Genomic DNA, 26,147 nt, shown 5'->3' with positions numbered 1-26,147 from the left:
CCTACATGTGAGCACACCGAGCTCCATCACCGCCGGACCGGCCCGATCGCACCAGGTGCGGAGAGTTCGCGTGACAACACGCAGAACCCGGCCCGGCTGACTAGCCTGAACAACGGCGGCGCAGGGCGCACCCCTATCCGCAACAGTCGAGCGAAGGAGCCACAACCGTGTCCAGTGAATCCGCAGACGGCAATCCCACCCGATCAGCCAACCCGAGCCAGGCCGTCGGGATCGACGTCGGCGGTTCGGGGATCAAGGGCGGCATCGTCGACCTCGAGTCCGGTGAGCTCATCGGCGAACGGTTCAAGGTCCTCACTCCCCATCCGGCCACACCGCAGGCCGTCGCCGGCGGGATCCGTGAGGTTGTCGACCATTTCGAATGGACAGGTCCGGTCGGGGTGACCCTCCCCGCTGTGGTGACAGGCGGGATCGCGCGGACGGCGGCCAACATCGACAAGTCCTGGATCGGTACGGACGTCTATGAACTCCTCACCGCCGAGCTCGGCGACCGCTCGCTGTCGGTCCTCAACGACGCCGACGCCGCCGGGATGGCCGAGGAACACTACGGCGCAGGCAAGGACTACAACGGCGTGGTCATGTTGCTGACATTCGGCACCGGCATCGGTTCGGCGATCATGTACAACGGTGTGCTCATACCCAACACCGAGCTCGGTCACATGCAGGTCGGTAAGAAGGAAGCCGAACACCAGGCGTCCTCCAAGGTCAAAGAAGACAACGACCTCTCGTACCACCACTGGGCCAAAGAAGTCTCCAAGGTGCTGAGTGCCTACGAGGCGCTGTTTTGGCCCGAGGTGTTCATCGCAGGCGGCGGGATCAGCCGCAAAGCCCATAAATGGATTCCACTTCTGACCAACCGAACACCGGTTGTACCGGCGACTTTGCAGAATACGGCCGGCATTGTCGGCGCCGCGATGGCGGTGGCTGCGGGGTTGCGGCCCTGAGTGCCGTTACAATGGCACACAGGCTGGCTTCGAGCCGGTTCCCCCAAGCCCCAGCTTCGCCGAGTTCACTCGGCCTGACACTGCCGCCGCGACGCACCTCCCCGCGGCACAGTGTCGTGTAGATAGCCCGAAAGGTAGTACGTGGCAGCCACGAAGACCCGCCAAACTGAACCAGATGCCGAGCAGTCGGAATCGGAATCAGAGTCGGTGACCGCGCCGCGGGCACGCAAGGCGCCCGCAAAGAAAGCAGCCGCCAAAAAGGCCCCGGCCAAGAAGGCCGCCAAAAAGGCGCCTGCGAAGAAGGCCGGCGCCAAGCGTGGTCCCAAGGACGGCGATGTCGACGGCATCGACGGCGACGGCGTCGAGAATGAAGCCTCGATCGACGACATCGATGTCAACGAGGACGAACTCGAAGACGTCACAGTCGATGATGACGATGACGACGAGGCGACCCCCGCGGTCGCCGTCGCAGCTCCCGGCAAGGCTGCCGCAAAGACCAAGAAGGCCGAAGACGAACCGTCGGAGTCCGACAAGGCGTCCGGCGACTTCGTCTGGGACGAGGACGAGTCCGAGGCACTGCGCCAGGCCCGCAAGGATGCCGAGCTCACCGCCTCTGCCGACTCGGTCCGCGCGTACCTGAAGCAGATCGGCAAGGTCGCACTGCTCAACGCCGAAGAAGAGGTCGAGCTCGCCAAGCGCATCGAGGCCGGACTCTTCGCCACCGAGCGGATGCGTCGACTCGCCGAGGCAGGCGAGAAGCTCACCGTTGCGCAGCGTCGCGACCTGTCGTGGGTCTCCCGCGACGGCGGCCGGGCCAAGAACCATCTGCTCGAGGCGAACCTTCGACTCGTGGTCTCGCTGGCGAAGCGCTACACCGGACGCGGCATGGCCTTCCTCGACCTCATCCAGGAAGGCAACCTCGGTCTGATCCGTGCGGTCGAGAAGTTCGACTACACCAAGGGCTACAAGTTCTCGACCTACGCCACCTGGTGGATTCGTCAGGCGATCACCCGCGCGATGGCCGATCAGGCCCGCACCATCCGTATTCCGGTGCACATGGTCGAGGTCATCAACAAGCTCGGTCGTATCCAGCGTGAGCTGCTCCAGGATCTGGGCCGTGAGCCCACTCCCGAAGAGCTGGCGAAGGAAATGGACATCACGCCGGAGAAGGTGCTGGAAATCCAGCAGTACGCGCGTGAGCCGATCTCGCTCGACCAGACCATCGGTGACGAAGGCGACAGCCAGCTCGGTGACTTCATCGAGGATTCCGAAGCAGTCGTGGCCGTTGACGCCGTCTCGTTCACACTTCTCCAGGATCAACTGCAGTCAGTCCTCGAGACGCTGTCCGAGCGTGAGGCCGGCGTTGTCCGGTTGCGCTTCGGACTCACCGACGGACAGCCGCGCACCCTCGACGAGATCGGTCAGGTCTACGGCGTGACCCGCGAGCGGATCCGGCAGATCGAATCGAAGACGATGTCGAAGCTTCGGCACCCGTCGCGCTCGCAGGTCCTGCGCGACTACCTCGACTAGTCACACCCGCAGCAACCGAACAATTGGCCGGACCCCCCTGGGGGCCCGGCCATTTGTCATTCGCCCTGTTCGACAACTTCGGCAAGCCAATCAAGGATCTCGCCGCGCACCTGCGCCCGATTGGTTTCGTTGAGAACCTCGTGTCGAGCGCCTGCGAAGACCCGGACGCTGACGTCCTCCAGACCGCCGTTGCGATAGTGCGCCGCAAGTAGATCCACCAGCGCTCCCCCACCGTTCACCGGATCTTTGTCGCCAACCGCGATGAGGATCGGCAGATCCGGCCGGATCGCGGCCACCGCGGATCGTTCCGCGATCCGCCGGGCACCGGCGAACATAGCCCGGGCCGAGGCGACGTCGATGCCGAACCCGCACAGGGGGTCGGCGATGTAGTCGTCGACGACGGCGTCGTCGCGGGAGAGCCAGTCGTAGTCCGTTCTGGCGGGGGCGAACGGCGCGTTGAACAGTTTCAGGTCGAGTTCGGCGTCGAGGTCGAGTGCGGGCTCGAGGCCGTCGAGCGCCGCGGTCCCGGTCAGGACCACAGCGTCGATCTGGTTGCTGTCGTCTAGTAGATATTGCTGCATCGCAAACGAACCTATGCTGTGCGCGATCACGACCAACGGCAGATCGGGCTGCTCGGTGTGGACCATCGAGACCACCCGCCCGATGTCCGCGACCAGTTGTTGCCAACCGTCCGGACCGAGGTCGCCGAGGTCGCGGTCAGGCAGTTTGGATCGTCCGTGGCCGCGATGGTCGTAGCCGTACACGACGTATCCGTCGTCCGCCAAGGCCTCAGCGGTCTCGGAATATCGCCGGATGTGTTCACCCATGCCGTGGATCAGGAGCACCGCCGCCACCGGTTCATCGGTGGGATCCCACCGAATACCCGAAATCGTTGCGCCGCGACTCGAATCGACCGTGAACTCGGAAGGCATGTATTCCTTTCAGCTGCGATATGCCGGCAACATCTGCCGGGATATCCGATGATTGCATCTGGTTTCGTATTCTGAGCTATCAATCGGAGTACACCGGCGCTTTCCATCACGCCCGACTGCGCGTGTCGTGTTCCGACCGCCGGATGTTCGGCGTACTTCGGCCATGTCTGACCGTCCTCGATGCAGAGTTGCACACCAGTGACGGGTCCATCTGTGCGGTGTCTATCTGGCGCTGCGCTCGGGCCACGGTCAGCTCTAGCGCCTGATGTCCAACACAGACACCGTCGTGGTCTCGATTCTTGTTGATGCGCAACACGAATCCGCCTCCGATACTGCCAGAGCTTGTTCATTGCTCGGGACATCGCACGACACAGGTCTTCGCACCGAGCTGCTGCTGCAACGACTGTGATTGCGAGATGGTTGTGATTGCTGCGACTTCTGGTCGGCGTCGCGCAGGAACGGTGTCGCGCAGGAACGGTGTCGCGAAACTAGTGCAGCTGCGGGTAACGCCCGGACCCGTCGACGTCATAGCGCTCCACCGCGGTCACCGCACCAGCCGGCAGAGCGCCGTACAGGTGAGGGAACTGCAACCCCGACGGGTCGGGTGGATCTCCGTCCTCCCACACGATTTCGGCGCCGACCCGAAGCGGATCGATGGTCAGCAACACCAGATCGGAGTGATCCAGATACAGGAGATTCGCGGGGATGTGAACCTGCCGACGTTCAGACAAGTGCACGAAACCCTGTTCGGCCAGGGACGCGGGTTCGATCGATCCCGTCGTCCTGGCCTCTAGCCAGTCGGAGATCGAACAGAGATGGACCAGGCTCGTTCCTGCGCTCACCCCACCAGCCTGCCGTATCAGCCCGGCAGCGCGCCAGGGGCAATTTCATCGCCGGCGCCAGGGGCAATTTCATCGCCGGCGCCAGGGGCAATTTCATCGCCGGCGCCAGGGGCAATTTCATCGCCGGCGCCAGGAGTAACTTCACGACCCGCGCCGTGGCGGCGTTCGTCGCGAGCCGTGAAGACGATGGCCGCGATGACCAGTGCAATGCCACACAGTTCGGTTGGCGACGGTATCTGGGACAACATCAGCGCGCCGACCACCGTCGCCGTCACCGGGAGCAACGCCAACAGCAGTGCGAATCGAGCCCGGGCCAGGCGTGCCAACACGATCTGGTCGAGCAGGTACGGAATCGCACTCGAGAGCACACCGACTCCGATACCGAGTGCCAATATCCGCCAATCCCACAGTGCCCCGGGGTCGGTGGCCGTGCTCACCCCGATCACCAGCGGGGCGCAGATCACAGCAGCCATGGACAAGCCGATCGCCAGATCGTCGATGCCGTCCCGCCAGGGCTGCTCCGAGGTTCCGTTGCCCGAAACCAACTTCCCGATCAGGATGTAGCCCGCCCACAGTGCAGCGGCCATCAGCGCGAACACCACTCCGATGGGTGATCCGGAGAAACTGGCACCGCTCAGGAGCACCACACCGACCAGGACCACGAGCACCGCAACGCCGTCCGCCACCCGCCGCGAGCCGGCCGCCGCGACAACGATCGGCCCCAGGAACTCGATCGCCACGGCCACACCGAGATCGATGTGATCGATGGCCAGATAGAACGCCACGTTCATGCCCAGTGTCACCAGACCGAAGGCCGAGGCGATCAGCAGCCGTCTGCGGCCGAACGACACACCAACGCGCGGCCAGCGCCATCCGGCCAGCGGCCACCAGATCGCCAAGAGCGTGGCGCCTGCCCCCAACGTTCGCAACCAGGCAACCGCCGCGGGGTTCAGGTCATCGAACAACGGGACGGCGATCGAGGCGCCGACGTACTGACAGATCGCCCCGACAACAAACAACAGGGGCAACAGTGCGACGCGTCCACCTGAGCGCGGGATGGTGTTGGCGGACCGGGGCATCGATTCACTGTAAGTGCCAGGTGTCGTGGGATTTGCGTCACACCGCCCCGGTTACATATGTTGCAGATCGCGGGTCCGCTGTTACGGGTGAGTGACGACACACCCGAAGGACCTCGGGAACAAAGACGATTCGCAAATCGTCTGAGAGAGTGAGACCTGGATACACCGCCCCGGTGTGTTAGCTCGCGAAGGGAACCGCGCCACGCAGGCCCGGGACGGAGGAAAAATGTCAGACACCATCACCACGCCCCCGATCGCCATGCAACTGACCACTGCTGACCGCTGTGATCGTTGCGGTGCCGCAGCACGAGTGCGCGCCACGCTCTCGACCGGTGGAGAGCTTCTGTTCTGCCGTCACCACTTCAACGAGCACGAAGCACGACTTGTTGACATGGGCGCGACAGTTACATCCGAGGACGAGCTCGTCTAAGACAAATCAAAATAAGCACACTGCCGCGGTTCACCTCAGGTGGACCGCGGCAGTGTTGTATCTCCGGTGTTCGCCACATCGGGCGGTGACGAGGGCCGAGCCCGGCCTCAGCGCCACTTACGCAGTGCGTCGATCCGCTCCTGCAACTGCTCGGCCGTGGCCATCGCGGTGGGTGGACCACCGAGGCGTTCGCGCAGCTCGTTGTGCACCTGACCGTGAGGCCGCCCGGTGCGATGATGATGCATGGCCACCAGGCTGTTCAGTTCTTTGCGCATGGCGGTGAGCTGTTTGCCCACGGACGGGGCCCGTTCGACGGGCGGCGTCGGCGCAGAGTCCGCGCTTCGGTTCTCCACCTGATCGGACTGCCGCTTCCGGAGCAGGTCACGCACCTGGTCGGCGTCGAGGAGCCCCGGCAGGCCGAGGTAGTCGGCTTCTTCGTCGCTACCGGAGAACGTCGCGGTACCGAAGGACGACCCGTCGAAGATGACCTGATCTAGTTCGGCATCGGCATGCAGGGACTCGAATCCCTTCTCGTCCTCACCCGCTTCGTCTTTTTGTTTGTTGGCGTCGTTGAGCAATGCATCTTCGAGGCCGTCGGATTCCCGGTGCGGCTTGCCGAGCACGTGATCGCGCTGCGCCTCGAGCTGGCTGGCCAACTGCAACAACACCGGCACCGACGGCAGGAACACGCTGGCGTTCTCCCCCGGTCGCCGCGATCGCACGAATCGGCCGATGGCCTGGGCGAAATACAGCGGGGTCGACGCGCTGGTCGCGTAGACGCCGACGGCCAGACGCGGAACGTCGACACCTTCGGACACCATCCGGACAGCGACCATCCACTCGTCCTTGGATTCGCTGAACGAGGCGATCCGCCCCGACGCCTTCGGATCATCCGAGAGCACCACCGTTGGCATCTTTCCGGTGATCGCCTCCAGCAGTTCGGCATAGTCGCGCGCGACGGTCTGATCGGTCGCGATCACCAGACCGCCGGCATCGGGCATACCGGTGCTGCGTAGTTGCCTCAGGCGCGTGTGCGCCGCCTGCAGGACGGCCGGGATCCAGTCGCCGTGCGGGTCCAGTGCGGTGCGCCAGGCGCGTGCGGTGTGTTCGGCAGACAGTGGTTCACCGAGCCGGGCGGTGAACTCTTCGCCCGCGTTGTTGCGCCAACTCGCCTCACCTGAATAGGCCAGGAACACCACCGGGCGCACAACGCCGTCGGCGAGCGCGTCGGAGTAGCCGTAGGTGTAGTCGGCGACCGATCGGGCGCCGCCGCCGGGCTCGGGCTCGTACGTGATGAATGGGATGGGGCTGTCGTCGGACCGGAAGGGTGTTCCGGTCAGTGAGAGCCGCCGGGTGGCGTCGGAGAAGGCCTCACGGATCGCATCACCCCAGCTTTTGGCGTCACCGCCGTGGTGGATCTCGTCCAGGATCACCAGGGTGCGGCGATTCTCGGTGCGGACGCGGTGTCGCGACGGGTGCGCCGCAACCTGGGCGTAGGTCAGGACCACGCCGTTGAAGTCGGAGCTGGTCTGGCCCGCGGAGTTGCTGAAGTTCGGATCCAGGGCGATACCCACGCGCGCTGCCGCACCAGCCCACTGATGCTTGAGATGTTCGGTGGGTGCGACCACCGTGATCTGGTCCACCGTGCGGTCGGCCAATAGTTCGGCGGCGATCCGCAGACCGAAGGTGGTCTTACCGGCACCCGGGGTGGCCACTGCCAAGAAGTCTTTCGGCGCGGCCGACAGGTACTTGGTCAGCGCCCGTCGCTGCCAGGTCCGTAGCGACGACGCTGCCGGCGCCGGGGCCGGGGTGGTTGTCGATGGCTCGGAAACGGCTGTGGGTCGGGTCACGGCAGAGCACAACTCCTTGACGCAGTTGAGGTTTGAACAGTGGTGCACCGTTCGACGAAGTCGGACGAGTGCGCCTGGCGGTCGGTGTCGGCGACGAAGCGCTCGGCGAGCCCAGGCATCGGGGAATGCTACCGCGAATCGACAGGCGATCGGGTGCAGGGCGGTGGCGGCGCGGCAACACGCATCGAATCGGAACTTCGGCAATGCTTGACACCATCAGCGCATCAGCCGGGCCCGCCCCCGATTCCGTTCCCGACCCCACGCCGTCGACACAGACCCGTGGTGATGACGCAGATAGACCCACGATTTCGGGGGTCACGAAGCGCCTGCCCTGGATGCTCTGGCGGACCATCACGAAGTCGTGGGACGACTCGATCTTCGCGATGGCAGCGCAGGCGGCGTTCTGGCAGACGCTCTCGCTACCCCCGCTTCTCCTGGGATTGCTGGGCACTGTGGGGTATATCGCAAATTGGTTCGGGCCGGACACCGAAGAGATCATCTCCGACCGGATCATCAGTTTTTCGGATCGGACCTTCAGCGCGAACGTCGTCGACGAGATCATCCGGCCCACCGTCGACAACGTGTTGGTCAGCGGCCGCGCCGAAGTGATCTCGCTGGGCTTCCTGCTGTCCCTGTGGGCGGGATCGTCAGCCATGGCCAGTTTTGTCGACTCGATCGTGATCGCACACGGCCAGCACAACGTGCGGCATCCGGTCACCCAGCGACTGTTCGCACTGTGGCTGTACGTGTGTTTCCTGGTACTCGCGGTGCTCACCCTGCCACTGGTCGCACTCGGGCCCACCTACGTACGCGACGTCATCCCCGATTCGTGGCATCCGGCGAGCACCGTGGCCATCGAGTACGGCTACTTCCCGGCCGTCGCGCTGCTGTTGATCGCGGGCTTGACCACGCTCTATCGGGTGGCCCTTGCCAAACCATTGCCCTGGCACCGGCTGGTCTGCGGCGCGCTGCTGGCCGGGTTGGTGTTCTGGTGCGCCAGCGCGGTGCTGCGCTGGTATCTGGCGGTCATCACCCAGACCGGATACAGCTACGGCGCGCTGGCCACACCGATCGCGTTCCTGCTGTTCACGTTCTTCCTCGGTTTTGCCATCGTGGTCGGCGCCGAGTTCAACTCGATCGTGCAGCAGTTGTGGCCGGCCAATCCCACCAAGATCGACCAGATGCGCGACTGGGTGTCACAGCAGACCAGCGACATCACCGATCAGTTCCGCAGCACTCCCCAATGGCTGCCGACCGGTCCGATCCAGAAGAAGCCCGACCCGATCAAGAACAGGCCGGCAGACGATCAAGGTCCCTCACCGCAGGCCTGAAGACCGGCCACCGGCCTGCGCGACTACTCGCCTTTTTTCATCTTCGCGTAGATCTTCTTGCACTTCGGGCAGACCGGCGAACCCGGCTTGGCCGAACGCGTGACGGGGAACGTCTCGCCGCAGAGCGCCACGACGATGTTGCCCATGACCGCACTTTCGGCGATCTTGTTCTTCTTGACGTAGTGGAAGAACTTCGGGGTGTCTTCCTCGGTGGTTTCGTCGGTGGTGACGTCTGGCTTGTCGAGTGTCTGGGTATCCATGAGATCAATTCTGCATCGACCTGGCCCGCCGGGCCAATATCGACCCGATGTGGCCGACGCAGGGCAGAAAGAGGATAGTAGAAATCGTGGGTTCGAAAGATGACGCGCCCGAAACGTTTCTCATCACCGAGGCACAGACCTCCCTGGAAGAACAACATCGCGCTCGCGTGCGCAGATACCTGACGTTGATGGCTTTTCGCATTCCGGCACTGGTCATCGCGGGAATCGTCTATGCGACCACACAAAACGGACTCCTGGCACTCGGCGTGATCGTGCTGTCCATCCCGATCCCATGGATCGCGGTACTGATGGCCAACGACCGGCCACCACGCTCCAAAGACGAAGTGCTCCACTACAAGTACAGCGGTCCGTATTCACGGAGACTGACCGACGGCAACGATTTCCACGAAATCGATCGACGCAAAGAGTGACCATCACAGAACAAACGGCCGACCTGTACACCCAGGCTGACGGCCTACACGAGGCATTCCTGCGCGCCGACTACACCACCGATGGTGTGCTGCGCCTGCTCGGCGAAGAGGCGCATGCGGCCCTCGGTCGCGGCGAACCCGTCCCGGCGCGCCGAATATGCGCCGATGGCGGCGAACTCGGCGTCCTGGTCCGACTACTCCTGCTCGGCGATACCTGTTCGGAATCTGAGGTCAGCGCCGCATTGCGTCCGGTGTCGGTCGACGACGCGCTCCGACATGGCATCGTCCGCCGCGACGACCGCGGGCTCTACGCCGCCATCGACCTGCGGCCCTTCGACTTCGGTGCGGGCAACCGGTGGCTGTTCTCCGATCTCGACGGCACGCTCCGACGCCACAGCATCACCGAGGACCACGTCCTCGGTGTCGGCCACGCCTCCCTGTCACTGCTCCGGGCCACCCCCACCGAGCCAGTCGGCCGACTGCTCGACGTCGGCACGGGCTGCGGTGTGCAGGCCGTGAACGCCGCGGATTTCGCCGGACATCTCACAGCCACCGACATCACGGACCGATCGCTGGCGTTGACCCGCGCGGGCATGGCCATCAACGACATCGCCCCCTCGCGGTACTCGCTGCTCAAAGGTCCATGGTTCGGTCCGGTCGGCGGACAGAAGTTCGATCAGATCGTCGCGAACCCACCTTTTGTCGTGGGCCCACCGAAGGTCACCCACACGTACCGCGACTCCGGGCTCGATCTCGACGGTGCCAGCGAACTGATGTGCCGGACCGCACCGAACTTCCTGAACGAGGGCGGAACCGCGTCGATGCTCGCCTCCTGGGTGATCACCGGCGACGACTGGCGTGAGCGGATCGCGCAGTGGATCCCCGATGAGGGTGTCGACGCCTGGGTGGTCCAACGTGATGTCGCCGATCCGGCGCTGTACGTCGGCACGTGGTTGCGCGACGCCGGCCACGATCCGCGCGATCCGGCTTCGGCCGAGATGGCCGACCGATGGCTGACCCACCTGCACAAGGCGGGCGTACGCGGCATCGGATTCGGCTTTGTGTTCATGCGCCGCACCGATGAGCCCACCGACCTGCTGGCCGAAGAACTCAGTCATACCTTCGAGGACCCGCTCGGCCCCGAGGCAACCGACTATCTGCGCCGTGTCGCCTGGCTGCGCAGCCACGACGTGGGCGACGAACAGTTCTCGGTCGCCGACGGCGTTGCTCTCGAGCAGGTGTCGACGCTGGCAGAAGAAGGTGGCTGGGAGCGCATCATCACGCGCATCCACCGCCCCGACGGTCCACGCTGGAGCCACGAGATCGACGAGCTGGGGCAGTCTCTGCTCGCCGGTCTGAACCCTGATGGATTGTGTCTGGACGAGATCACCGAACTGCTCGCGGTGGCGACCGGCGAAGAGCACATCGATGCCGCGGCCGTGCACGAATTGGTCGAGGGTTTGGTGCGCCACGGCATCGTCCTGCCTGCCCACTGGGAGCCCCTCAGCCAGAAAACTTCAGTACACTCTCAGTAACTTCTCAGCCCGGTTCTCGAAAGACGCAGGTCACAGGGTTCACATCGGGATCCTGGTTCGGAACTATCTGCACCGGCCCCTCCGTTGAACAGTGTGAAAGCAACCGCACTTGAGGAGGCCGACATGTCCAGCCCTACCACCACCATCCGTCCGGCGATGACCGAACAGGACCTGGATGCGCAGAGCCCGGCCTCGGATTTGGTCCGTGTCTATCTGAACGGGATCGGCCGCACCGCGCTGCTCACCGCCGAACAAGAAGTCGATCTCGCCAAGCAGATCGAGGTCGGTCTCTACGCCAAGCACGTACTGGCGACGCGTAAGCGTCTGTCCGCGGTGAAGAAGAAGGACCTGGCCCAGCTGGTCCGCGAGGGCGAGTCGGCACGCGCCCACCTCCTCGAGGCCAACCTGCGCCTGGTTGTCTCGCTGGCCAAGCGTTACACCGGTCGCGGCATGCCGCTGCTCGACCTGATCCAGGAAGGCAACCTCGGACTGATTCGTGCGATGGAGAAGTTCGACTACGCCAAGGGCTTCAAGTTCTCGACTTACGCCACCTGGTGGATCCGTCAGGCGATCACCCGCGGTATGGCAGATCAGAGCCGCACGATCCGGCTCCCCGTCCACCTCGTGGAGCAGGTCAACAAGCTGGCCCGTATCAAGCGCGAACTGCATCAGCAGCTCGGACGTGAGGCCACCGACGACGAGTTGTCGTCGGAGTCGGGCATCCCCGCGGAGAAGATCGCCGATCTCCTCGATCACAGTCGCGACCCGGTGAGCCTCGACATGCCCGTCGGCAGCGACGAAGAGGCACCACTGGGCGACTTCATCGAGGATGCCGAGGCAACCTCGGCCGAGAACGCCGTGATCGCCGGACTCCTGCACAGCGACGTGCGGTCCGTCCTGTCCACGCTCGATGAGCGCGAACAGCAGGTCATCCGCCTGCGCTTCGGACTCGACGACGGCCAGCCGCGCACCCTCGACCAGATCGGCCGCATGTTCGGTCTGTCCCGCGAGCGGGTTCGCCAGATCGAGCGCGAGGTCATGTCGAAGCTTCGCCAGGGTGAGCGGGCCGAGCGCCTGCGCGACTACGCCAGCTGACACACACAACGTTCATCGCCTAGATCAGCCGCCACCAGACATCGTCGGTGGCGGCTGATCGCTGTGGCGGACCCGGCCCGAAAATCCGGGCCCCGGTGCGTCAGAGCCGGCGAGGTCCGGAATCGTGTTTGGTCGGCACCGGCCCCACGGTCATCCGGGCGGACAGCACGGCAACGCCGCCGGGGGTGGCGTGTATCGGATCGCACACCACGTCCCGCGTCTCGGGTATGTCGTCGACCAGTGCCGAGATCCTGATCACGAGGTCGATCAGGGCCTCCTTGTCGACCGGTTCGGATCCGCCGTACCCGGACAACAGTGGCGCCGAGCGCGGCGCTTCGATGAGATCGGCGGCGTCGTTCTCGGTCAACGGCAGCGCCCGGTAGGCGCGGTCCCCCAGCAGATCACTGGTCACGCCGGCGAGTCCGAACGACATCAATGAACCGAAAGACGGATCGTCTTGAACCCGGATAACGGTGCTGATGCCCTTCGGAGCCATCTTCTGCACGTGCAACCGGGACTCTCCGGTGACCTCCGTGAGTTCGACCATCGCGAGTTCCACAGCGTGCTGATCCGGCAGATCCAGCCGGGCGCCCTCGCGGTCGGCCCGCCCGCGCCACACCGACGAGAATGCCTTGACCACGACCGGATAGCCGAGTTCGTTTGCCGCTGCGACACTTTCTTCGACCGTACTGACCTCCCGGAACGGGACGATCTCGATTCCGTAGCAGCGCAGGACCTGCGCGGTGAGCTCATCATCGAGATCGATGACCGCGCCGCCTGCTCTTTCCACCGCTTCCCGGACGAGTCGCCGAGCCAGATCGGGATCGACGTCGACCGGACGCTTGACCTGCGATGCCGGACGCGAACGCCACTGCGCGTACCGCCAGGCGTGTCCCAATGCTTCGGCGGCCCGCTCTGGACTCGGATAGGACGGGATGGAGCCACGCGCCGGGGTGCCGTATGGCCCCAGGACCGTCAGATGCTGCGGAATACCCTCCACCGCAAGGAATGTGGTGACCACCGGCTTGTCGGCCCCGGACATCCCGGTCATCAGTGCTTGCGCGTATCGATCGACACTGACCGCGACCGGCGGCACGAACACGGCGATGAGCGCGTCGACGTCGTCATCGGCGGCGGCGGTACGCACCGCTTCCTCGAAGGTCTCCGGCGTTGCTCCCGGCCCCAGATCGACGCGCTGGACGACCTGCAGTCCGAAGTGACTGCCCGCCTCCTGCGCCAGCACACCGAGCGCCGTCGAGTTCCCGACGATGCTCACCCGCGGCCCGCGGGGCAACGGCTGATAGGCGAAAACCGTTGCGCAGTCGAACAGTTGGCCGATGGTGCTGACCTGGATGACCCCGGCCTGGGCGAGCAGCGCGCGGGTACTGGCGTCGTCGAGCGAATGGTCGGCAGCTGCCATCGCCGGCGGTACCGCACCGCGGCCCGACTTCACCGCGACCACCGGTTTGCCACTGGCGACCCGTCGCGCGAGTCTGGTGAACTTCCGCGGGTTACCGAAACTCTCGAGGTACAGCAGCACCACTTCCGTGTCGGGATCGGTGTCCCAGTACTGCAGTAGATCGTTGCCCGACACGTCGGCGCGGTTGCCTGCCGAGACGAATGTCGAGAGGCCGAGCTGCCTGCGGGCGGCGGTGTCGAGGATCGCGATGCCCAAAGCGCCGGATTGACAGAAGAATCCGACCGCACCGCGACCGGGCACATGCGGGGCGAGCGTGGCGTTGAGGGAGATCGCCGGGTCGGTGTTGACCACGCCCAGCGCGTTGGGACCCACCAGGCGCATGCCGTGTTCCCGAACCGATTCGACCAGACGCCGCTCCGAGGCGAGCCCCGAATCGCTGGTGTCACCGAATCCCGCGGAGAGCACCAGCATCGTCTTGACGCCCTTGTGAAGACAGTCGTCGAGCACCTCTTCGACGGCGTCGGCCGGAACCGCGACGATCGCCAGATCCACCGGGTCGGGGATGTCCCGCACCGTGGAGTAGGCCCGGATGCCGCGGACCGCACGGTGTTCGGAGTTGACCGGGAAGACCGGGCCGGTGAATCCGCCTGCGACCACATTGGCCAGCACCGCATTTCCCACCTTGAGCCGGTCCACCGATGCGCCGATCACCGCAACGGACCCCGGACGCAACAGGTTGGCGACACTGCGTGCCTCGGATGCGCGTTCGCGGGCATTGCGCACCGACAACAACGCCTCGGTGGGGTCGATGGTGAACTCGACGTGGATGGTGCTGCCGTCGAAACTGCGGCGCAGCTGATAACCGGCGTCACGGAACACCGCGACCATGTTCGGGTTCTCCGCGAGGACCTCTGCCTCGAACTTCTCGAACCCGCATTCGGCGGCCGCGCCCGCGAGATGTTCGAGCAGCACCGGACCGAGCCCGCGACCCTGATGCTCGTCGGCGACGACGAAGGCGACCTCGGCCGTGGTGGGCTTGCCGCTCGCGGCCAGACCCTCGTAGATCCCGATGGCGATGATCTCACCGCCCAGGACACCCACGAACGCCACCCGCGAGTAGTGGTCGACGGTCGTCATCCGGGCGAGTTCGCGTGCCGGGATGTGCGGGAAGGGGCCGAAATATCGTAGGTAGCGCGTGCGTTCGGAGAGTCCCGAATGGAACCGGACCAGCGCGTCGGCGTCCTCCGGCACGATGGGCCGCAGGTGGACCACACCACCGTCGCTGGCAAGCACATCGGCGATCCAGTGGCGCGGATAGTCGTGCGGTCCACGCTGATCGGGCCGGACGTTCTCGGTCACCGGATCGCTGATCTCAGAATTGTCAGTCACGGGGATCCTCCGGGTCTAGACCGCACATCGGGTACACAGCTCGACGCGTGGCCATGATGGTGGCGTCGAGGCGGGTCTGAGCCGCCTCGGTGACACCCTCCATGAGCGGGCCTCCACCGTCACCGTTCCAGGGTAGGTAGTCCAGGTCGCCACCGTCGGTCATGGTGGGTGCCGGATCACCGCGGAGCGACTCGTCGAGCAACTGCGTTTCGACTTTGGCTGCCTCGCGCCAACTTTCATCGATGATCGTATCGGGTGCGATGTCGTTGTCGGTGACCGCGGCGATCAGATGAGTCCAACTGCGGGGCACCACATCGACGATGCCGTAACCGCCACCACCGACGGCGAGCCACCGGCCCTCGCAGTATTTGTCGGCAAGATCACGCATTGTCAGGATCGCGGCGCGCTGACCGTCGACCGTGAGCGACAGGTCGGTCAGCGGATCGCGGACGTGACTGTCGGCACCACATTGGCTGACGATGAGCTGCGGACGGAACTGGTCGATCATGGCCGGAACGATCGCGTTGAACGACCGCAGCCAGAGTTTGTCGTTGGTTTCCGGCATCAGGGCGATGTTGACCGCCGTCCCCCGCGCGTCCTGCTCACCCACCTCTTCGGGCCAGCCGGTCGCCGGCCAGAGCGTTGCCGGATGCTGGTGCAGCGACACCGTCAGCACGCGGGGATCGGCGGCGAACACCTTCTGGACGCCATCCCCGTGGTGGGCGTCGATGTCGATGTACGCGATCCGGTCGTAGCCCTGGTCGAGGAGCCAGCGGATCGCGACCGCACAGTCGTTGTAGATGCAAAAACCTGCCGCGTGCCCGGGCATCGCGTGGTGCATGCCACCGCCGATGTTGACGGCCCGCTTCACCGACCCGGAGGCGATCGCCGCCGCTGCAGCCATCGTTCCCCCGACCAACACACTCGCCGCGCCGTGCATGCCCTCGAAGGCCGGGTTGTCGGCGCTGCCGAGCCCGAACAAACGCTCCAGTAGGTGCGCGGCGCCCTTGCTGTGGTCGTCGATGTTCGATGCGGCCCGGACCGCGTCGAGGTAGGACGAGGTGTGGACGGTCTGCAGCAGCCGGTCGTCCACCGGCATCGGAGCACGGGTCTCGATACCGTCGAGCACCCCGAGGGACCGCGACAGAGACATGGTCAGCGCCAGCCTGACCGGGTTCATCGGGTGTGCGGGCGTCCACCGGTAGCGCAGGAATTCGTCGCTCCAGATCACTGCCGCGGACTGGGGATTCGACGTATGTGACCGAGTACTCATGAATTGAGCCTAGTGTCCTGCTCGACACCACACGTTGATGTGACCCACGACCTCCCGCGGGGCTACCAACAACACCCTTCCGGGCAGGTAACCTGGGTCAAGACGAAAGGGATGGAGATCGTGAACGAACTGATCGATACGACTGAGATGTATCTCCGGACGATCTACGACCTCGAAGAAGAAGGCATTGTTCCCCTTCGGGCACGGATCGCCGAACGTCTCGAGCAGAGCGGACCGACCGTGTCACAAACCGTAGCGCGGATGGAGCGCGACGGCCTGGTACTCGTTGCCGGAGACCGCCACCTCGAACTGACCGACAAGGGCCGCAATCTGGCCACGTCCGTGATGCGCAAACACCGCCTGGCCGAACGGCTCCTGGTCGACGTCATCGGGATGCCCTGGGAAGACGTACACGCCGAGGCATGCCGCTGGGAGCACGTGATGAGTGAAAACGTCGAGCGCAGGCTGCTCGAGGTTCTCGATCATCCGACCACGTCGCCGTACGGCAATCCGATTCCCGGACTGGAACTGCTTGGCTACTCCCCGACCAACGCGCCCACCGCGATGACACGGATCTCCGAACTGCCGCAAGGTGAACCGGTTGCGGTGATCGTGCGCAGGCTGTCCGAGCACGCACAGGCCGACCCCGAGTTGATCAGCGCCCTTCAGGAAGCGGGCGTCGTTCCAAGCGCTCGCGTCAACGTCACGGTGTTGCCGGATTCGATCGTGATCAGCACTCCGGGTCATACCGGACTGCAGCTCTCGGAAGAGATGGCGCATTCCGTCCAGGTCGAGAAAGTCTGATACCGGACCTCAATGAAACTCCTTGTCACCGGCGGAGCCGGTTATGTGGGTAGCGTCTGTGCCCGTGTCCTGATCGAACATGGTCACGACGTGACCATCATCGACAATCTGTCGACCGGCAATGCCGATGCGCTCCCCGAGGGAGCCGCGTTCGTCGAGGGCAATGTCCGCGATGTCGCCGCCGGTGTCCTGACCGGACAGTCGTTCGACGGTGTTCTGCATTTCGCCGCACAGTCGCTGGTCGGTGAATCTGTCGAACAGCCCGAGAAGTACTGGTACGGCAACGTAGTCGAGTCACTCTCGCTCCTCGAGGCGATCCGGATCTCGGGTACTCCGCGGTTGGTCTTCTCGTCCACGGCGGCCACCTACGGCGAACCGGAAGCGGTCCCGATCCTGGAGTCGGCGCCCACCCGGCCGACCAATCCGTACGGCGCCACCAAGCTGGCCATCGACCACGCCATCACGTCGTACGCGCATGCGCACGGCCTCGCGGCAACGAGTCTGCGGTACTTCAACGTCGCCGGTGCCTACGGCGGTGCCGGCGAGAACCGTGTCATCGAGACGCACCTGATCCCACTGATCCTGCAGGTGGCGCTCGGTCACCGCGACCACATCAAGATGTTCGGCACGGATTACCCCACCGATGACGGCACGGCCATCCGCGACTACATCCATGTGCAAGACCTCGCGGCTGCGCATGTGCTGGCCCTCGAGGCCGCAGTTGCCGGCCGCCATGAAATCTTCAACCTCGGCAGCGGCACCGGTTTCTCTGTGCGGCAGGTTATTTCGGCGGTCGAAGAGGTCACCGGACTGACGATCGACGTGGTCGATGCGCCGCGGCGTGCCGGAGATCCGGCGGTGCTGATCGCATCGAGCGACAAAGCCATCGCCGACCTCGGCTGGTACCCGGCGAAAACAGACCTGTCGGTGATCGTGGCCGATGCCTGGGACTACACCCGCTCGCTCGGCGTGCGCGCCCACTCGACGGTCTGATCAGGCCGCCGGGTGCATCACCGCTTCGGGTAGTTCCACTCCGAGCGACCGGGCGACGAGATAGCCGGTCTGGGCACACTCGCCGATCACGTTCGGTGGTATCCCCCGGGTGAGAGCGTCGCTGTACAGCACCGCCATCGAATAGCCCGGGCTCGCCTCGAGTGCACGGTCGAAGGCGATGCCTGCCATCGCCCCGTTGCCGTGCACATAGTGCACAAACCCGAGGAGTGTCGCCGCGGCCGCCTGACTGCGGCCCCGGAGCCGACGGCAGAGCGTCGCCCACACCTGCTCGGCCTCGATCCAGATGGCGGTGACGGCCAACGCAATCAGCGCGTCGCGGACACAGAGTTCCCGCAGCGCCTTGTCGAAGATCCGCAGTTCGTCGCAGGTCAGTGCACCGGTATCACCGCGGTAGATCACGGACAGCGCGAACTCGAGATCGTTTCGTTCCTGCAGGCGCCGCATGTGCTCGACAACGACGTCCAGTGGAGTCCGATGCTCCCCGAACGCACCGATCCCGAACGCATCGACGCAATCTTCCAGCACCCATCGGTCGATGAATGTCTGGTCCACCGAACCCGTTTCGCCGTCGAAGGTGGTCCCGCTCCGACCGGCCCGGTCGGCCGCGAGATCGCGGTAGGCCAGGTCGTCGGCCGCCGAGAGCATGTGCGCGTCACAATCGTCGTCACCACAGTGCGGCAGGGGCGCCAGATGTTCGACCATCTCGCTGCGGGTGTTCAACACCCGCCTGCCCTTGCTGACCGCCCGCGCCACGGCGACGGGGCTGATCTTCGGGTCGCCCACCAGTCCCGTCTGAGGTCCCGAATACACCGGCGCCCCAGACCATTCGCCGGGCGACCGGTTGTCCCACACGGTGTGCCATTGACTGCCCTGTGTGATGGCGGCAGTGGCGAAGGCTCCGTGCAGGCCGCCGGTCGCCGACAAATTCCGGTCGATGATGGCGGCCAGCCGCCGGTACTCACCGGTGTCGATCGGATAGGTGTCGTCGACGATGACCGCGACCACCCGGACCACGTCGTACGATTCGCAGACCGCAGCCAGATGCTCGATCACGCTCAGCGTCGGCGGTGTGGGCAGACCGTCGTCGCCGAACGCCAGATCGTGGCGCATCGTCGTGCCGATCTCGGTCCCGTCACCATCGAAGGTCACCAGGATCAGTGACCGGTCCGGAATGAAGCCGAGTAAGGCCGGGACCGCCGTGATCAGTGCGCCCGGACCGGATACCGAAGTTGTGTATTCGTCAGATGTCATGTGGCGATGGTCGGTCCCACCGCAGACCGGATATCAAGGCCGACTATCACATTGGCCGGCTTATCCACCCCACGGTTAATCATCCACAAGCGGAATCATCCACAAGCGGGCTCAGCCGCGCGAGCGCTCCAGCGCGGTGGTGAACAGCTCGTCGAGTGCCATACCGTCGGGTACCGGCCCCGACCCCGGCGCCATGACGGTGACGTAGACCCGCACCCCATCGTTCTGGCCGACCAGTGCGGTCATCGTCTGGGTCATCGACCCCGACACCGTGACACGCCGGAAAGCCAGCGATTCCTGCGAGTCGGCGGGTGACGGCGGCAGCACCGTCGTGGTCACCGTGGCGGTCACACCCTGATTGGTGGTCGTATATGTCGGACACGCCTCGAGCTGTGCCTCCAACTCGGACAACGGCGAGTCGGTCAGCACTGTGATCGCGGTGAGGATGCCGGCGTTGGCGGCCGCGCCGGTGGCCGTCAGTGCGACGGCCTCATCGGACGTCGCAGGCAACGGGGTGGGCGCACAACTCGCAGGCGACACCAGACCGCCGACGGGAAATCCTGCGGTATCTGCCAGCACCGCGGCCAATTTGTCGGCCGACACCTCGGTCGCGTTGTACGCGGCCGGGAAGTCCTCGGCGGTCACCGATCGCTCGCGTACGTCGATCTCCTCCGACGGGAAGGCCCCCGGTTCAGACGAGAGTTCCGCGCTCTGCGGCGCCGCGACCGGATCACCGTCCACCGCATTCGTGCACGCACCCAGGAACAGGGCAGCAGCCAACGCTGCCGGCAATACCCAGCACGACTTGGTCCGCTTCGAAGACACCTGACTCACCCGCCCACTGTGCCATCGCGACCGCCCCATTGGTGTGCGCGACACGACTAGACTCGCCGGGAGCAACCGAATCGCTAGGGAGAACACCGAATATGGGGATCATCGGCAAGATCAAGGGTGAGCTCGTCGACATCATCGAATGGATCGACGACTCACGCTCCACGTTGGCGTGGCGTTTTCCCCGCTACAACAACGAGATCAAAAACGGGGCCGAACTCATCGTTCGCGAAGGTCAACAGGCGGTTTTCGTCTATCGCGGCAAGCTCGCCGACCGGTTCGGGCCAGGGCACTACACGCTCACCTCCGAGAACCTGCCGCTGCTGAGCACATTGCAGGGATGGAAGCACGGATTCAACAGCCCGTTCCGTTCCGAGGTGTATTTCATCAACACCCGTCCGGTCACCGATCTGCGATGGGGCACGCCCAATCCGGTGACCGTCCGCGATCCCGATTTCACGATGGTCCAGGTCCGGGCCAATGGTTTGTGTGTCGTTCGAGTGGCCGAACCTGAGACCTTCCTGCGCGAGGTCATCGGGACGGACAGCTCGGTCGGTGTCGACGAGATCACCGAGTTGATCCGCCGGGTCATCACCCTCGCGTTCTCGGACATGATCATGGAGACCCGTCTCGGGGTCATCGACCTCCAAGGCCGCCAGGTCGAGTTGTCGGAGAAGCTCCAGGCATTCGTCAATGACCGGGTCGATGACGAGTTCGGTCTGTCGATCGACTCGATCACCATGAACATCTCGCTACCCGACGAGATCACCACCGCGATGACGCGCGGTGTGGCCCGTGGTGTCGAGGAGAGCGGATTCCTCAACAACGTCGGGGATCTCGACCGGTACCAGCAGGGCAAGGCAGCCGACGCGATGATCGCCGCGGCGCAGAACCCGGGCGGCGGCGCGATGGGCGACATGATGTCGGCGGGCATGGGCGTTGCGCTCGGCAGTCAGATGGCCGGGCAGTTCGGTGGCCAGGGCGCGCAACCCGCGCAGGCGCCGGTTCCCCCGCCGTTGCCGGGCGCCGCGACATTCCACATCGACAACGGCGGGCAGCCCGCCGGCCCGTTCACGATCGCGCAACTCCAGGCCGCAGCGGCATCCGGTCAGTTCACCGCGTCCACGCTCGTCTGGAACCAGGGCATGCCGGGCTGGGCGCCTGCCGGCACCGTGCCCGCGCTGTCCGGTCTCTTCAGCACCCCTCCCCCGCTCCCGAACAACCCCACGGCATAGGAACATGGCCGACTCACACCTCCCACCGCCCCTGCCCGACAACAACTACGGCGGGGATACGGCGCCACCGCCGCTACCGCCGCTACCGCCTTTACCTCCGATGCCGCCGGTACCGGAGCCGGGCCCGTCTGATCCGCAGCGTGCGATATTCCAGGTCACCGAACAAACCCGCACGTACCCCTGCGACAGTTGTGGTGCACCACTGGTTTTCGATCCGGCCACCGGAGCCCTGTTGTGCCTCAGTTGCGGTCGCTCGCACGCGATCGTCCTCGACCCGAAGCGACGTGTCGTCGAGCACGACCTGCAGTCCACGATGTCTCAACTGCGCAGCCTGATGGCCGAGCAGCCTGCCTCCTCGGCAGCGGTGACCGAACGTGAGATCATCTGCCAGAGCTGCGGCGGCAGAACCACATTCAGCGGGACCCTGACCGCCACCCGATGCCCCTACTGCGCCACTCCGATCCAGCGCGACGACATCCACGACGCCCCGCTCCGGTTGCCGGTCGACGGGATCCTGCCATTTCAGGTGGACGACAAGCAGGGCCGTGAGGTCATCGAACAATGGATCAACAGTCGCTGGTTCGCGCCGTCGGAGTTCAAGAAGTACCGCGAAGTCGGTTCGTTCACCAGCATTTACGCCGCGTACTTCACCTATGACACGGACACGACCACGTCCTATACCGGCATGCGTGGTGACACCTACACCGTCACCACCGGCAGCGGCGAGAACCGGCGCACCGAGACCAGGACGCGCTGGAGCCATCGATCGGGCGTCCTACACAACAACTTCGACGACGTCGCAGTGCTGGCCAACACCGGTTTCGACACCGACCGCGTCCACGAGCTCGAACCCTGGCCGACCGGGCAGGCCACCCCGTACAGTCCCGAATTCGTTGCCGGGCATCTCTGCCGCACCTACGACCTCGATGCCGAGCAGTGCTTCCCTGTGGCGCAGTCACGGATCAACGCCGGCATCGACGCGGCCATCCGGCGGGATATCGGAGGCGATCATCAACGCATCAACAACAAGGACACCAGGTACAACGCGTTGAGGTTCAAGCACGTGCTGCTGCCGATCTGGCTGCTCACAGTTGTGTACGCCGGCAACCCTTTTCAGGTTTTCATCAACGGTGTCACCGGCGAGGTCCAGGGGCAGCGCCCGTGGAGCACGGTCAAGATCGCCTTTGCCGTGCTGGCCGCGCTCATACTCATCGTCGGCGTCGTCGTGGCCTGGCAGGGCTTGAAATGATCACAGCGATCGTGCTGGTGGTCCTTGTCGCCTGCGTGGCAGCGGTGGCCGGGGTCTTCGTGATGACCCGGCGAATCCGGGCAGGCGCGCTGGCGGCCAACGAGATCATTCCCGGTCAGGCCACCAACGCTCCGGCATCGTGGGCGGGTTCACATGACCCCGAGGCCCGGCTTCACCGCCGGATCCGCGATGCTCTCGCACTGCTGCGGTCCGATCCGAAACTCGAATACGACGGCGCCCGCATCGACGCGCGGGTTCGAATCGAGATTGCGGCAACGGATCTGGACAATCGCCTGATCGCCGCCGCCGCATCGCCGGGCAGATTGCGCGAATCGCTGGTTGCCCAAGCGGATTCAGCGGTCACCGAACTGGAGAACGTGGCAGCGACGCTGTCGGCCGGTGGCGGGATCAACCTCCAACTCGTCGACGCCCTGGTCACCCAGATGAGTTCGCCTCCGCAACTCGAAAACTAGTTTCACCGGTGACGATCGAGCGCCGATATAGGGACGGTCTCAGCTGGACCACGAAACCGCCGTTCTTCCACGGCCCCGCAAACACGGGACCTAGCCTTTATCGGTGAGACAAAACAGGATGCTCCGAGCAGTCGGCATCGTCATCGCGGCAGTCGCAGCAGTGGTGGCAACCTGTGTCGTCGTCTCACCGGCCAGTGCCCACACATTCTCGTACGTTTCCCTCGGTGGCTCGTTCTCCGCCGGTGCCGGAGTTCCGCCGAAAGCGCAGGGCACACCGGCGGGCTGTAGTCGCTCCGGAGTCAACTTTTCCCACCTCGTCGCACAGGCCAAGGGCTACAAGTTGACCGACATGAGCTGCGGCGGAGCTCGAACGGACAACCTGATCATTTCCCAGTTGGCCGGTCAACCGCCGCAGTTCGAAGCCTTGAACGTGAACACCGATCTGGTGACGATGCTGATCGGCTACAACGACGGCTTCGTCTTTTCCGACAGCGTCAACTCGTGCGCCGAGAACCCCTTCGGCGAGATCGGTTCGGACATGCTCACCTGCGAAACCCGCAATGGATCACGGTTCTCTGACACGATCACCCTGTACACCGCCCCTGCAATCGCCAACGCGATAGCAGGCATCAAGAGCCGCGCCCCGTCGGCCAGGATCATCGTCCTCGGCTATCCGGCGATCTTTCCCCAGCAAGGAAATTGCGTGCCGCGAAATCCGTTCTCGGTCAAGGACACCGCGTACCTCAACAACATCGAGAAGCACCTCAACGCCACCTTGAGATCGATGGCAGGCAGCGCAGGCGTCCAGTGGCTGGACACGTTCACACCCACCGTCGCGCACAACTCCTGCCAGAGCTTCCCGCAACGGTGGATAGAGCCCTACAACTCCCCGCAGGGAGCCGTAAGGCTCCACCCCAATGCCGTCGGTGAGAGCGCGATCGCCGACCTGGTGTTGTCGGCGATCGGGAGCTAACTGCCGCGTTTGATCCATTCCTCGAGGTGTGGGGCTTCTTGCCCGACCGCGGTGGAATCACCGTGTCCGGTGTGGACTTTGGTCTGCGCGGGCAGGGTGAGGATCTTGGTCCGGATGGACTCGATGATCGTTCCGAAATCCGAGAACGAGCGGCCGGTGGCGCCGGGCCCACCCGAGAACAGGGTGTCCCCGGAAAACAGGACATCGAGTTCGGGTACGTAGATCGCACACGAGCCCGGTGAATGTCCGGGAGTGTTCAGGACCACGAGATCGGTTCCGGCCACGCTGATCTTCTGCCCATCGGCCAGATCACCGTCGGGAGTGATGTCGGGGTAGGTCTGATCCCAGAGCATGGTGTCGCCGGGGTGCAGCAACATCGGTGCATCGGTGGCCTTCGACAGTTCCGGAGCGGCGGTGATGTGGTCGTTGTGGCCATGGGTCAACACGATCGCCTTGACCTTCCGGCCGCCGACCGCATCGATGATCGGCGGCGCGGTGTGCGCGGCATCGATGATCACCACTTCGGAGTCATCGCCGATGATCCAGATGTTGTTGTCGACATCCCAGGTTCCGCCGTCGAGGCTGAACTGCCCCGAGGTGACGACGTGTTCGACTTTGATGCTCATAGGACCACCACCGAGCGCAGCACCTCGCCGGCCTCCATCTTGTGGAAGGCCGATTCGATGTCCGTCAGACCGATTCGCTCGGACACGAACTTCTCCAACGGCAACCGGCCCTGCTGATACAGGTCGACCAGCATCGGGAAGTCACGTTCGGGCAGGCAATCGCCGTACCAGGACGACTTGAGTGCACCGCCGCGGGAGAAGAAGTCGACCAACGGGAGTTCCAGGGTCATCTCCGGGGTCGGCACACCGACCAAAACCACCACGCCGGCCAGATCGCGGGCATAGAACGCGGTCTTGTAGGTCTCCGGGCGGCCCACCGCATCGATCACCACGTCGGCGCCGTTGCCGTCGGTCAGTTCCTGGATCGCCGCGACGACGTCCTCGACGACCGAACCGTCGATCGTGTGGGTGGCACCGAGGTCCTTGGCCCATTCGAGTTTGCGGGCGTCCCGGTCGACGGCGATGATCTTGGTCGCACCCGCCAATCGGGCACCGGCGATCGCGGCATCTCCGACACCGCCGCAACCGATGACGGCAACACTGTCGCCACGACCGACATTGCCGGTGTTGATGGCCGCACCGATACCGGCCATCACACCGCAACCGAGTAGTCCGACGACCGCCGGATCGGCATCGGCGGCAACCTTGGTGCACTGACCCTCATGGACCAGGGTCTTGTCGGCGAACGCACCGATACCCAGGGCCGGCGTCAATGCGGTGCCATCGGCCAGGGTCATCGGCTTGCTCGCGTTGTGGGTGTTGAAGCAGTACTGCGGGCGGCCCCGCTTGCAGGCCCGGCACTCACCGCAGACAGCACGCCAGTTCAGGACCACGAAATCGCCGGGCGCGACGAGCGAGACCTCATCGCCAACGGTCTCGACGATGCCGGAGGCCTCATGGCCAAGCAGGAACGGGTATTCGTCGTTGATCCCACCCTCGCGGTAGGCCAAGTCCGTATGACACACACCACACGCGAGGATCCGCACCACCACATCGCGTGGCCCCGGATCCGGGATGGTGATGGTCTCGATCGTGGTCGGGGCACCCTTGCCCGCCGACACCACACCACGCACCTGCTCTGCCATGACAACCTCTCGCCGCACTTGTGTTTGTTGGTCCAGGTCTGTTCCCGCACCCGTTTTCGGTCCAGGTCTTCCCGTACTGCTTTTCCGGTCCCGATCGGTATCACCCTATTCGATGCCCAGGTCGACATGTGTGCATCAGTTGCCCGTTCGCCGACGGTGAACGGGCGCCGGGAATCGCGGCCCGAGTGGTTCTGTTGTCCCAATAGGACTGTCTACACAGTGCGAACCAATGGTCTGCCCGGCACAG

Annotated in this window: 24 protein-coding genes; 13 read left to right on the top strand and 11 right to left on the bottom strand. The window is 64.7% G+C overall.

All coding sequences use genetic code 11. The features are described from left to right. The first annotated feature begins 167 nt into the window (after positions 1-167). Together ppgK and AC1TPF_RS17480 are read left to right on the top strand one after the other, a co-directional pair. Positions 168-962, top strand: coding sequence for a polyphosphate--glucose phosphotransferase (gene ppgK, locus AC1TPF_RS17485; RefSeq protein WP_482139255.1), 795 nt, complete (start codon positions 168-170; stop codon positions 960-962). Positions 963-1,103: 141 nt separating this feature from the next. Then, positions 1,104-2,492, top strand: a complete 1,389-nt coding sequence (locus AC1TPF_RS17480; protein ID WP_482144854.1) for an RNA polymerase sigma factor — start codon at positions 1,104-1,106, stop codon at positions 2,490-2,492. A gap of 56 nt (positions 2,493-2,548) precedes the next feature. Here the strand turns inward: AC1TPF_RS17480 and AC1TPF_RS17475 are convergent, their stop codons facing one another. The 3 genes from AC1TPF_RS17475 to AC1TPF_RS17465 form a co-directional block, all read right to left on the bottom strand. Next, positions 2,549-3,424, bottom strand: coding sequence for an alpha/beta fold hydrolase (locus tag AC1TPF_RS17475; RefSeq protein ID WP_482144853.1), 876 nt, complete (start codon positions 3,422-3,424; stop codon positions 2,549-2,551). 488 nt (positions 3,425-3,912) lie between these two features. After that, positions 3,913-4,266 carry a DUF952 domain-containing protein gene (locus AC1TPF_RS17470; protein ID WP_482139252.1) on the bottom strand — a complete coding sequence of 118 codons (354 nt, stop codon included), beginning with the start codon at positions 4,264-4,266 and terminating at the stop codon, positions 3,913-3,915. Between the two features lie 17 nt (positions 4,267-4,283). Then, complete coding sequence (locus tag AC1TPF_RS17465) at positions 4,284-5,345, bottom strand: EamA family transporter (protein ID WP_482144852.1); 1,062 nt, start codon at positions 5,343-5,345, stop codon at positions 4,284-4,286. A 226-nt stretch (positions 5,346-5,571) separates the two neighbouring features. Here AC1TPF_RS17465 and AC1TPF_RS17460 point away from each other — a divergent pair, with 226 nt between their 5' ends. Then, the gene (locus tag AC1TPF_RS17460) at positions 5,572-5,775 is read left to right on the top strand and encodes a DUF7455 domain-containing protein (RefSeq protein ID WP_482139250.1); all 204 of its coding nucleotides are present in this window, start codon (positions 5,572-5,574) and stop codon (positions 5,773-5,775) included. Positions 5,776-5,882: 107 nt separating this feature from the next. Here the strand turns inward: AC1TPF_RS17460 and AC1TPF_RS17455 are convergent, their stop codons facing one another. Further along, positions 5,883-7,625, bottom strand: a complete 1,743-nt coding sequence (locus tag AC1TPF_RS17455) for a DEAD/DEAH box helicase (RefSeq protein ID WP_482139249.1) — start codon at positions 7,623-7,625, stop codon at positions 5,883-5,885. 203 nt (positions 7,626-7,828) lie between these two features. Here AC1TPF_RS17455 and AC1TPF_RS17450 point away from each other — a divergent pair, with 203 nt between their 5' ends. Continuing rightward, the gene (locus AC1TPF_RS17450) at positions 7,829-8,956 is read left to right on the top strand and encodes a YihY/virulence factor BrkB family protein (protein WP_482144851.1); all 1,128 of its coding nucleotides are present in this window, start codon (positions 7,829-7,831) and stop codon (positions 8,954-8,956) included. A gap of 23 nt (positions 8,957-8,979) precedes the next feature. On the opposite strand, the gene AC1TPF_RS17445 is transcribed toward AC1TPF_RS17450, so the two are convergent. After that, positions 8,980-9,216 carry a DUF3039 domain-containing protein gene (locus AC1TPF_RS17445; protein ID WP_482139247.1) on the bottom strand — a complete coding sequence of 79 codons (237 nt, stop codon included), beginning with the start codon at positions 9,214-9,216 and terminating at the stop codon, positions 8,980-8,982. Between the two features lie 47 nt (positions 9,217-9,263). Here AC1TPF_RS17445 and AC1TPF_RS17440 point away from each other — a divergent pair, with 47 nt between their 5' ends. The 3 genes from AC1TPF_RS17440 to AC1TPF_RS17430 all read left to right on the top strand — a co-directional run bounded on the left by AC1TPF_RS17440 (position 9,264) and on the right by AC1TPF_RS17430 (position 12,277). After that, on the top strand, positions 9,264-9,647 hold the full coding sequence (locus AC1TPF_RS17440; RefSeq protein WP_482139246.1) for a DUF3099 domain-containing protein: 384 nt from the start codon (positions 9,264-9,266) through the stop codon (positions 9,645-9,647). Next, on the top strand, positions 9,644-11,182 hold the full coding sequence (locus tag AC1TPF_RS17435; protein WP_482144850.1) for a DUF7782 domain-containing protein: 1,539 nt from the start codon (positions 9,644-9,646) through the stop codon (positions 11,180-11,182). The genes AC1TPF_RS17440 and AC1TPF_RS17435 overlap by 4 nt, the downstream gene beginning before the upstream one ends. 123 nt (positions 11,183-11,305) lie before the next feature. After that, positions 11,306-12,277, top strand: a complete 972-nt coding sequence (locus tag AC1TPF_RS17430; protein WP_482139244.1) for a sigma-70 family RNA polymerase sigma factor — start codon at positions 11,306-11,308, stop codon at positions 12,275-12,277. Between the two features lie 100 nt (positions 12,278-12,377). Here the strand turns inward: AC1TPF_RS17430 and AC1TPF_RS17425 are convergent, their stop codons facing one another. Further along, positions 12,378-15,086, bottom strand: a complete 2,709-nt coding sequence (locus AC1TPF_RS17425) for a bifunctional acetate--CoA ligase family protein/GNAT family N-acetyltransferase (RefSeq protein WP_482144849.1) — start codon at positions 15,084-15,086, stop codon at positions 12,378-12,380. Then, on the bottom strand, positions 15,079-16,359 hold the full coding sequence (locus AC1TPF_RS17420; protein WP_482144848.1) for an acetoin utilization protein AcuC: 1,281 nt from the start codon (positions 16,357-16,359) through the stop codon (positions 15,079-15,081). Before AC1TPF_RS17420 ends, AC1TPF_RS17425 begins: the two co-directional genes overlap by 8 nt. Before the next feature lie 120 nt (positions 16,360-16,479). On the opposite strand from AC1TPF_RS17420, the gene AC1TPF_RS17415 reads away from it, so the two are divergent. Further along, positions 16,480-17,163 (top strand): iron-dependent transcriptional repressor DtxR, encoded by a 684-nt coding sequence (locus AC1TPF_RS17415; RefSeq protein ID WP_482139241.1) that lies wholly within the window; start codon positions 16,480-16,482, stop codon positions 17,161-17,163. Positions 17,164-17,175: 12 nt separating this feature from the next. After that, positions 17,176-18,156, top strand: a complete 981-nt coding sequence (gene galE, locus AC1TPF_RS17410) for a UDP-glucose 4-epimerase GalE (RefSeq protein WP_482139240.1) — start codon at positions 17,176-17,178, stop codon at positions 18,154-18,156. Here the strand turns inward: galE and AC1TPF_RS17405 are convergent, their stop codons facing one another. Then, complete coding sequence (locus tag AC1TPF_RS17405) at positions 18,157-19,428, bottom strand: DUF4192 domain-containing protein (protein ID WP_482144847.1); 1,272 nt, start codon at positions 19,426-19,428, stop codon at positions 18,157-18,159. It abuts the gene before it with no gap. Positions 19,429-19,539: 111 nt separating this feature from the next. Then, positions 19,540-20,262 (bottom strand): DUF5642 family protein, encoded by a 723-nt coding sequence (locus AC1TPF_RS17400; RefSeq protein ID WP_482139238.1) that lies wholly within the window; start codon positions 20,260-20,262, stop codon positions 19,540-19,542. A 92-nt stretch (positions 20,263-20,354) separates the two neighbouring features. Here AC1TPF_RS17400 and AC1TPF_RS17395 point away from each other — a divergent pair, with 92 nt between their 5' ends. The 4 genes from AC1TPF_RS17395 (at position 20,355) to AC1TPF_RS17380 (ending at position 24,189) form a co-directional block, all read left to right on the top strand. After that, positions 20,355-21,494, top strand: coding sequence for an SPFH domain-containing protein (locus AC1TPF_RS17395; protein ID WP_482144846.1), 1,140 nt, complete (start codon positions 20,355-20,357; stop codon positions 21,492-21,494). A gap of 4 nt (positions 21,495-21,498) precedes the next feature. Next, positions 21,499-22,743: a TFIIB-type zinc ribbon-containing protein gene (locus AC1TPF_RS17390; RefSeq protein ID WP_482144845.1), complete on the top strand. Its 1,245-nt coding sequence runs from the start codon at positions 21,499-21,501 to the stop codon at positions 22,741-22,743. Next, a complete protein-coding gene (locus AC1TPF_RS17385; protein WP_482144844.1) occupies positions 22,740-23,216 on the top strand; it encodes a hypothetical protein in 477 nt (158 codons plus the stop codon). Before AC1TPF_RS17390 ends, AC1TPF_RS17385 begins: the two co-directional genes overlap by 4 nt. Positions 23,217-23,319: 103 nt before the next feature. Then, complete coding sequence (locus AC1TPF_RS17380) at positions 23,320-24,189, top strand: SGNH/GDSL hydrolase family protein (RefSeq protein ID WP_482144843.1); 870 nt, start codon at positions 23,320-23,322, stop codon at positions 24,187-24,189. Here AC1TPF_RS17380 and AC1TPF_RS17375 read toward each other — a convergent pair. Beyond that, positions 24,186-24,815, bottom strand: a complete 630-nt coding sequence (locus AC1TPF_RS17375; RefSeq protein WP_482144842.1) for an MBL fold metallo-hydrolase — start codon at positions 24,813-24,815, stop codon at positions 24,186-24,188. The two genes, AC1TPF_RS17380 and AC1TPF_RS17375, sit on opposite strands and share 4 nt — an antisense overlap. Beyond that, on the bottom strand, positions 24,812-25,900 hold the full coding sequence (locus AC1TPF_RS17370) for an S-(hydroxymethyl)mycothiol dehydrogenase (protein WP_482139232.1): 1,089 nt from the start codon (positions 25,898-25,900) through the stop codon (positions 24,812-24,814). Before AC1TPF_RS17370 ends, AC1TPF_RS17375 begins: the two co-directional genes overlap by 4 nt. Positions 25,901-26,147: the final 247 nt, after the last annotated feature.

The sequence above is a fragment of the Williamsia sp. Y853 genome, assembly GCF_056786495.1.
Note: the sequence above shows the minus strand (reverse complement) of the source record. Positions and strands in the feature narration are given on the sequence as shown.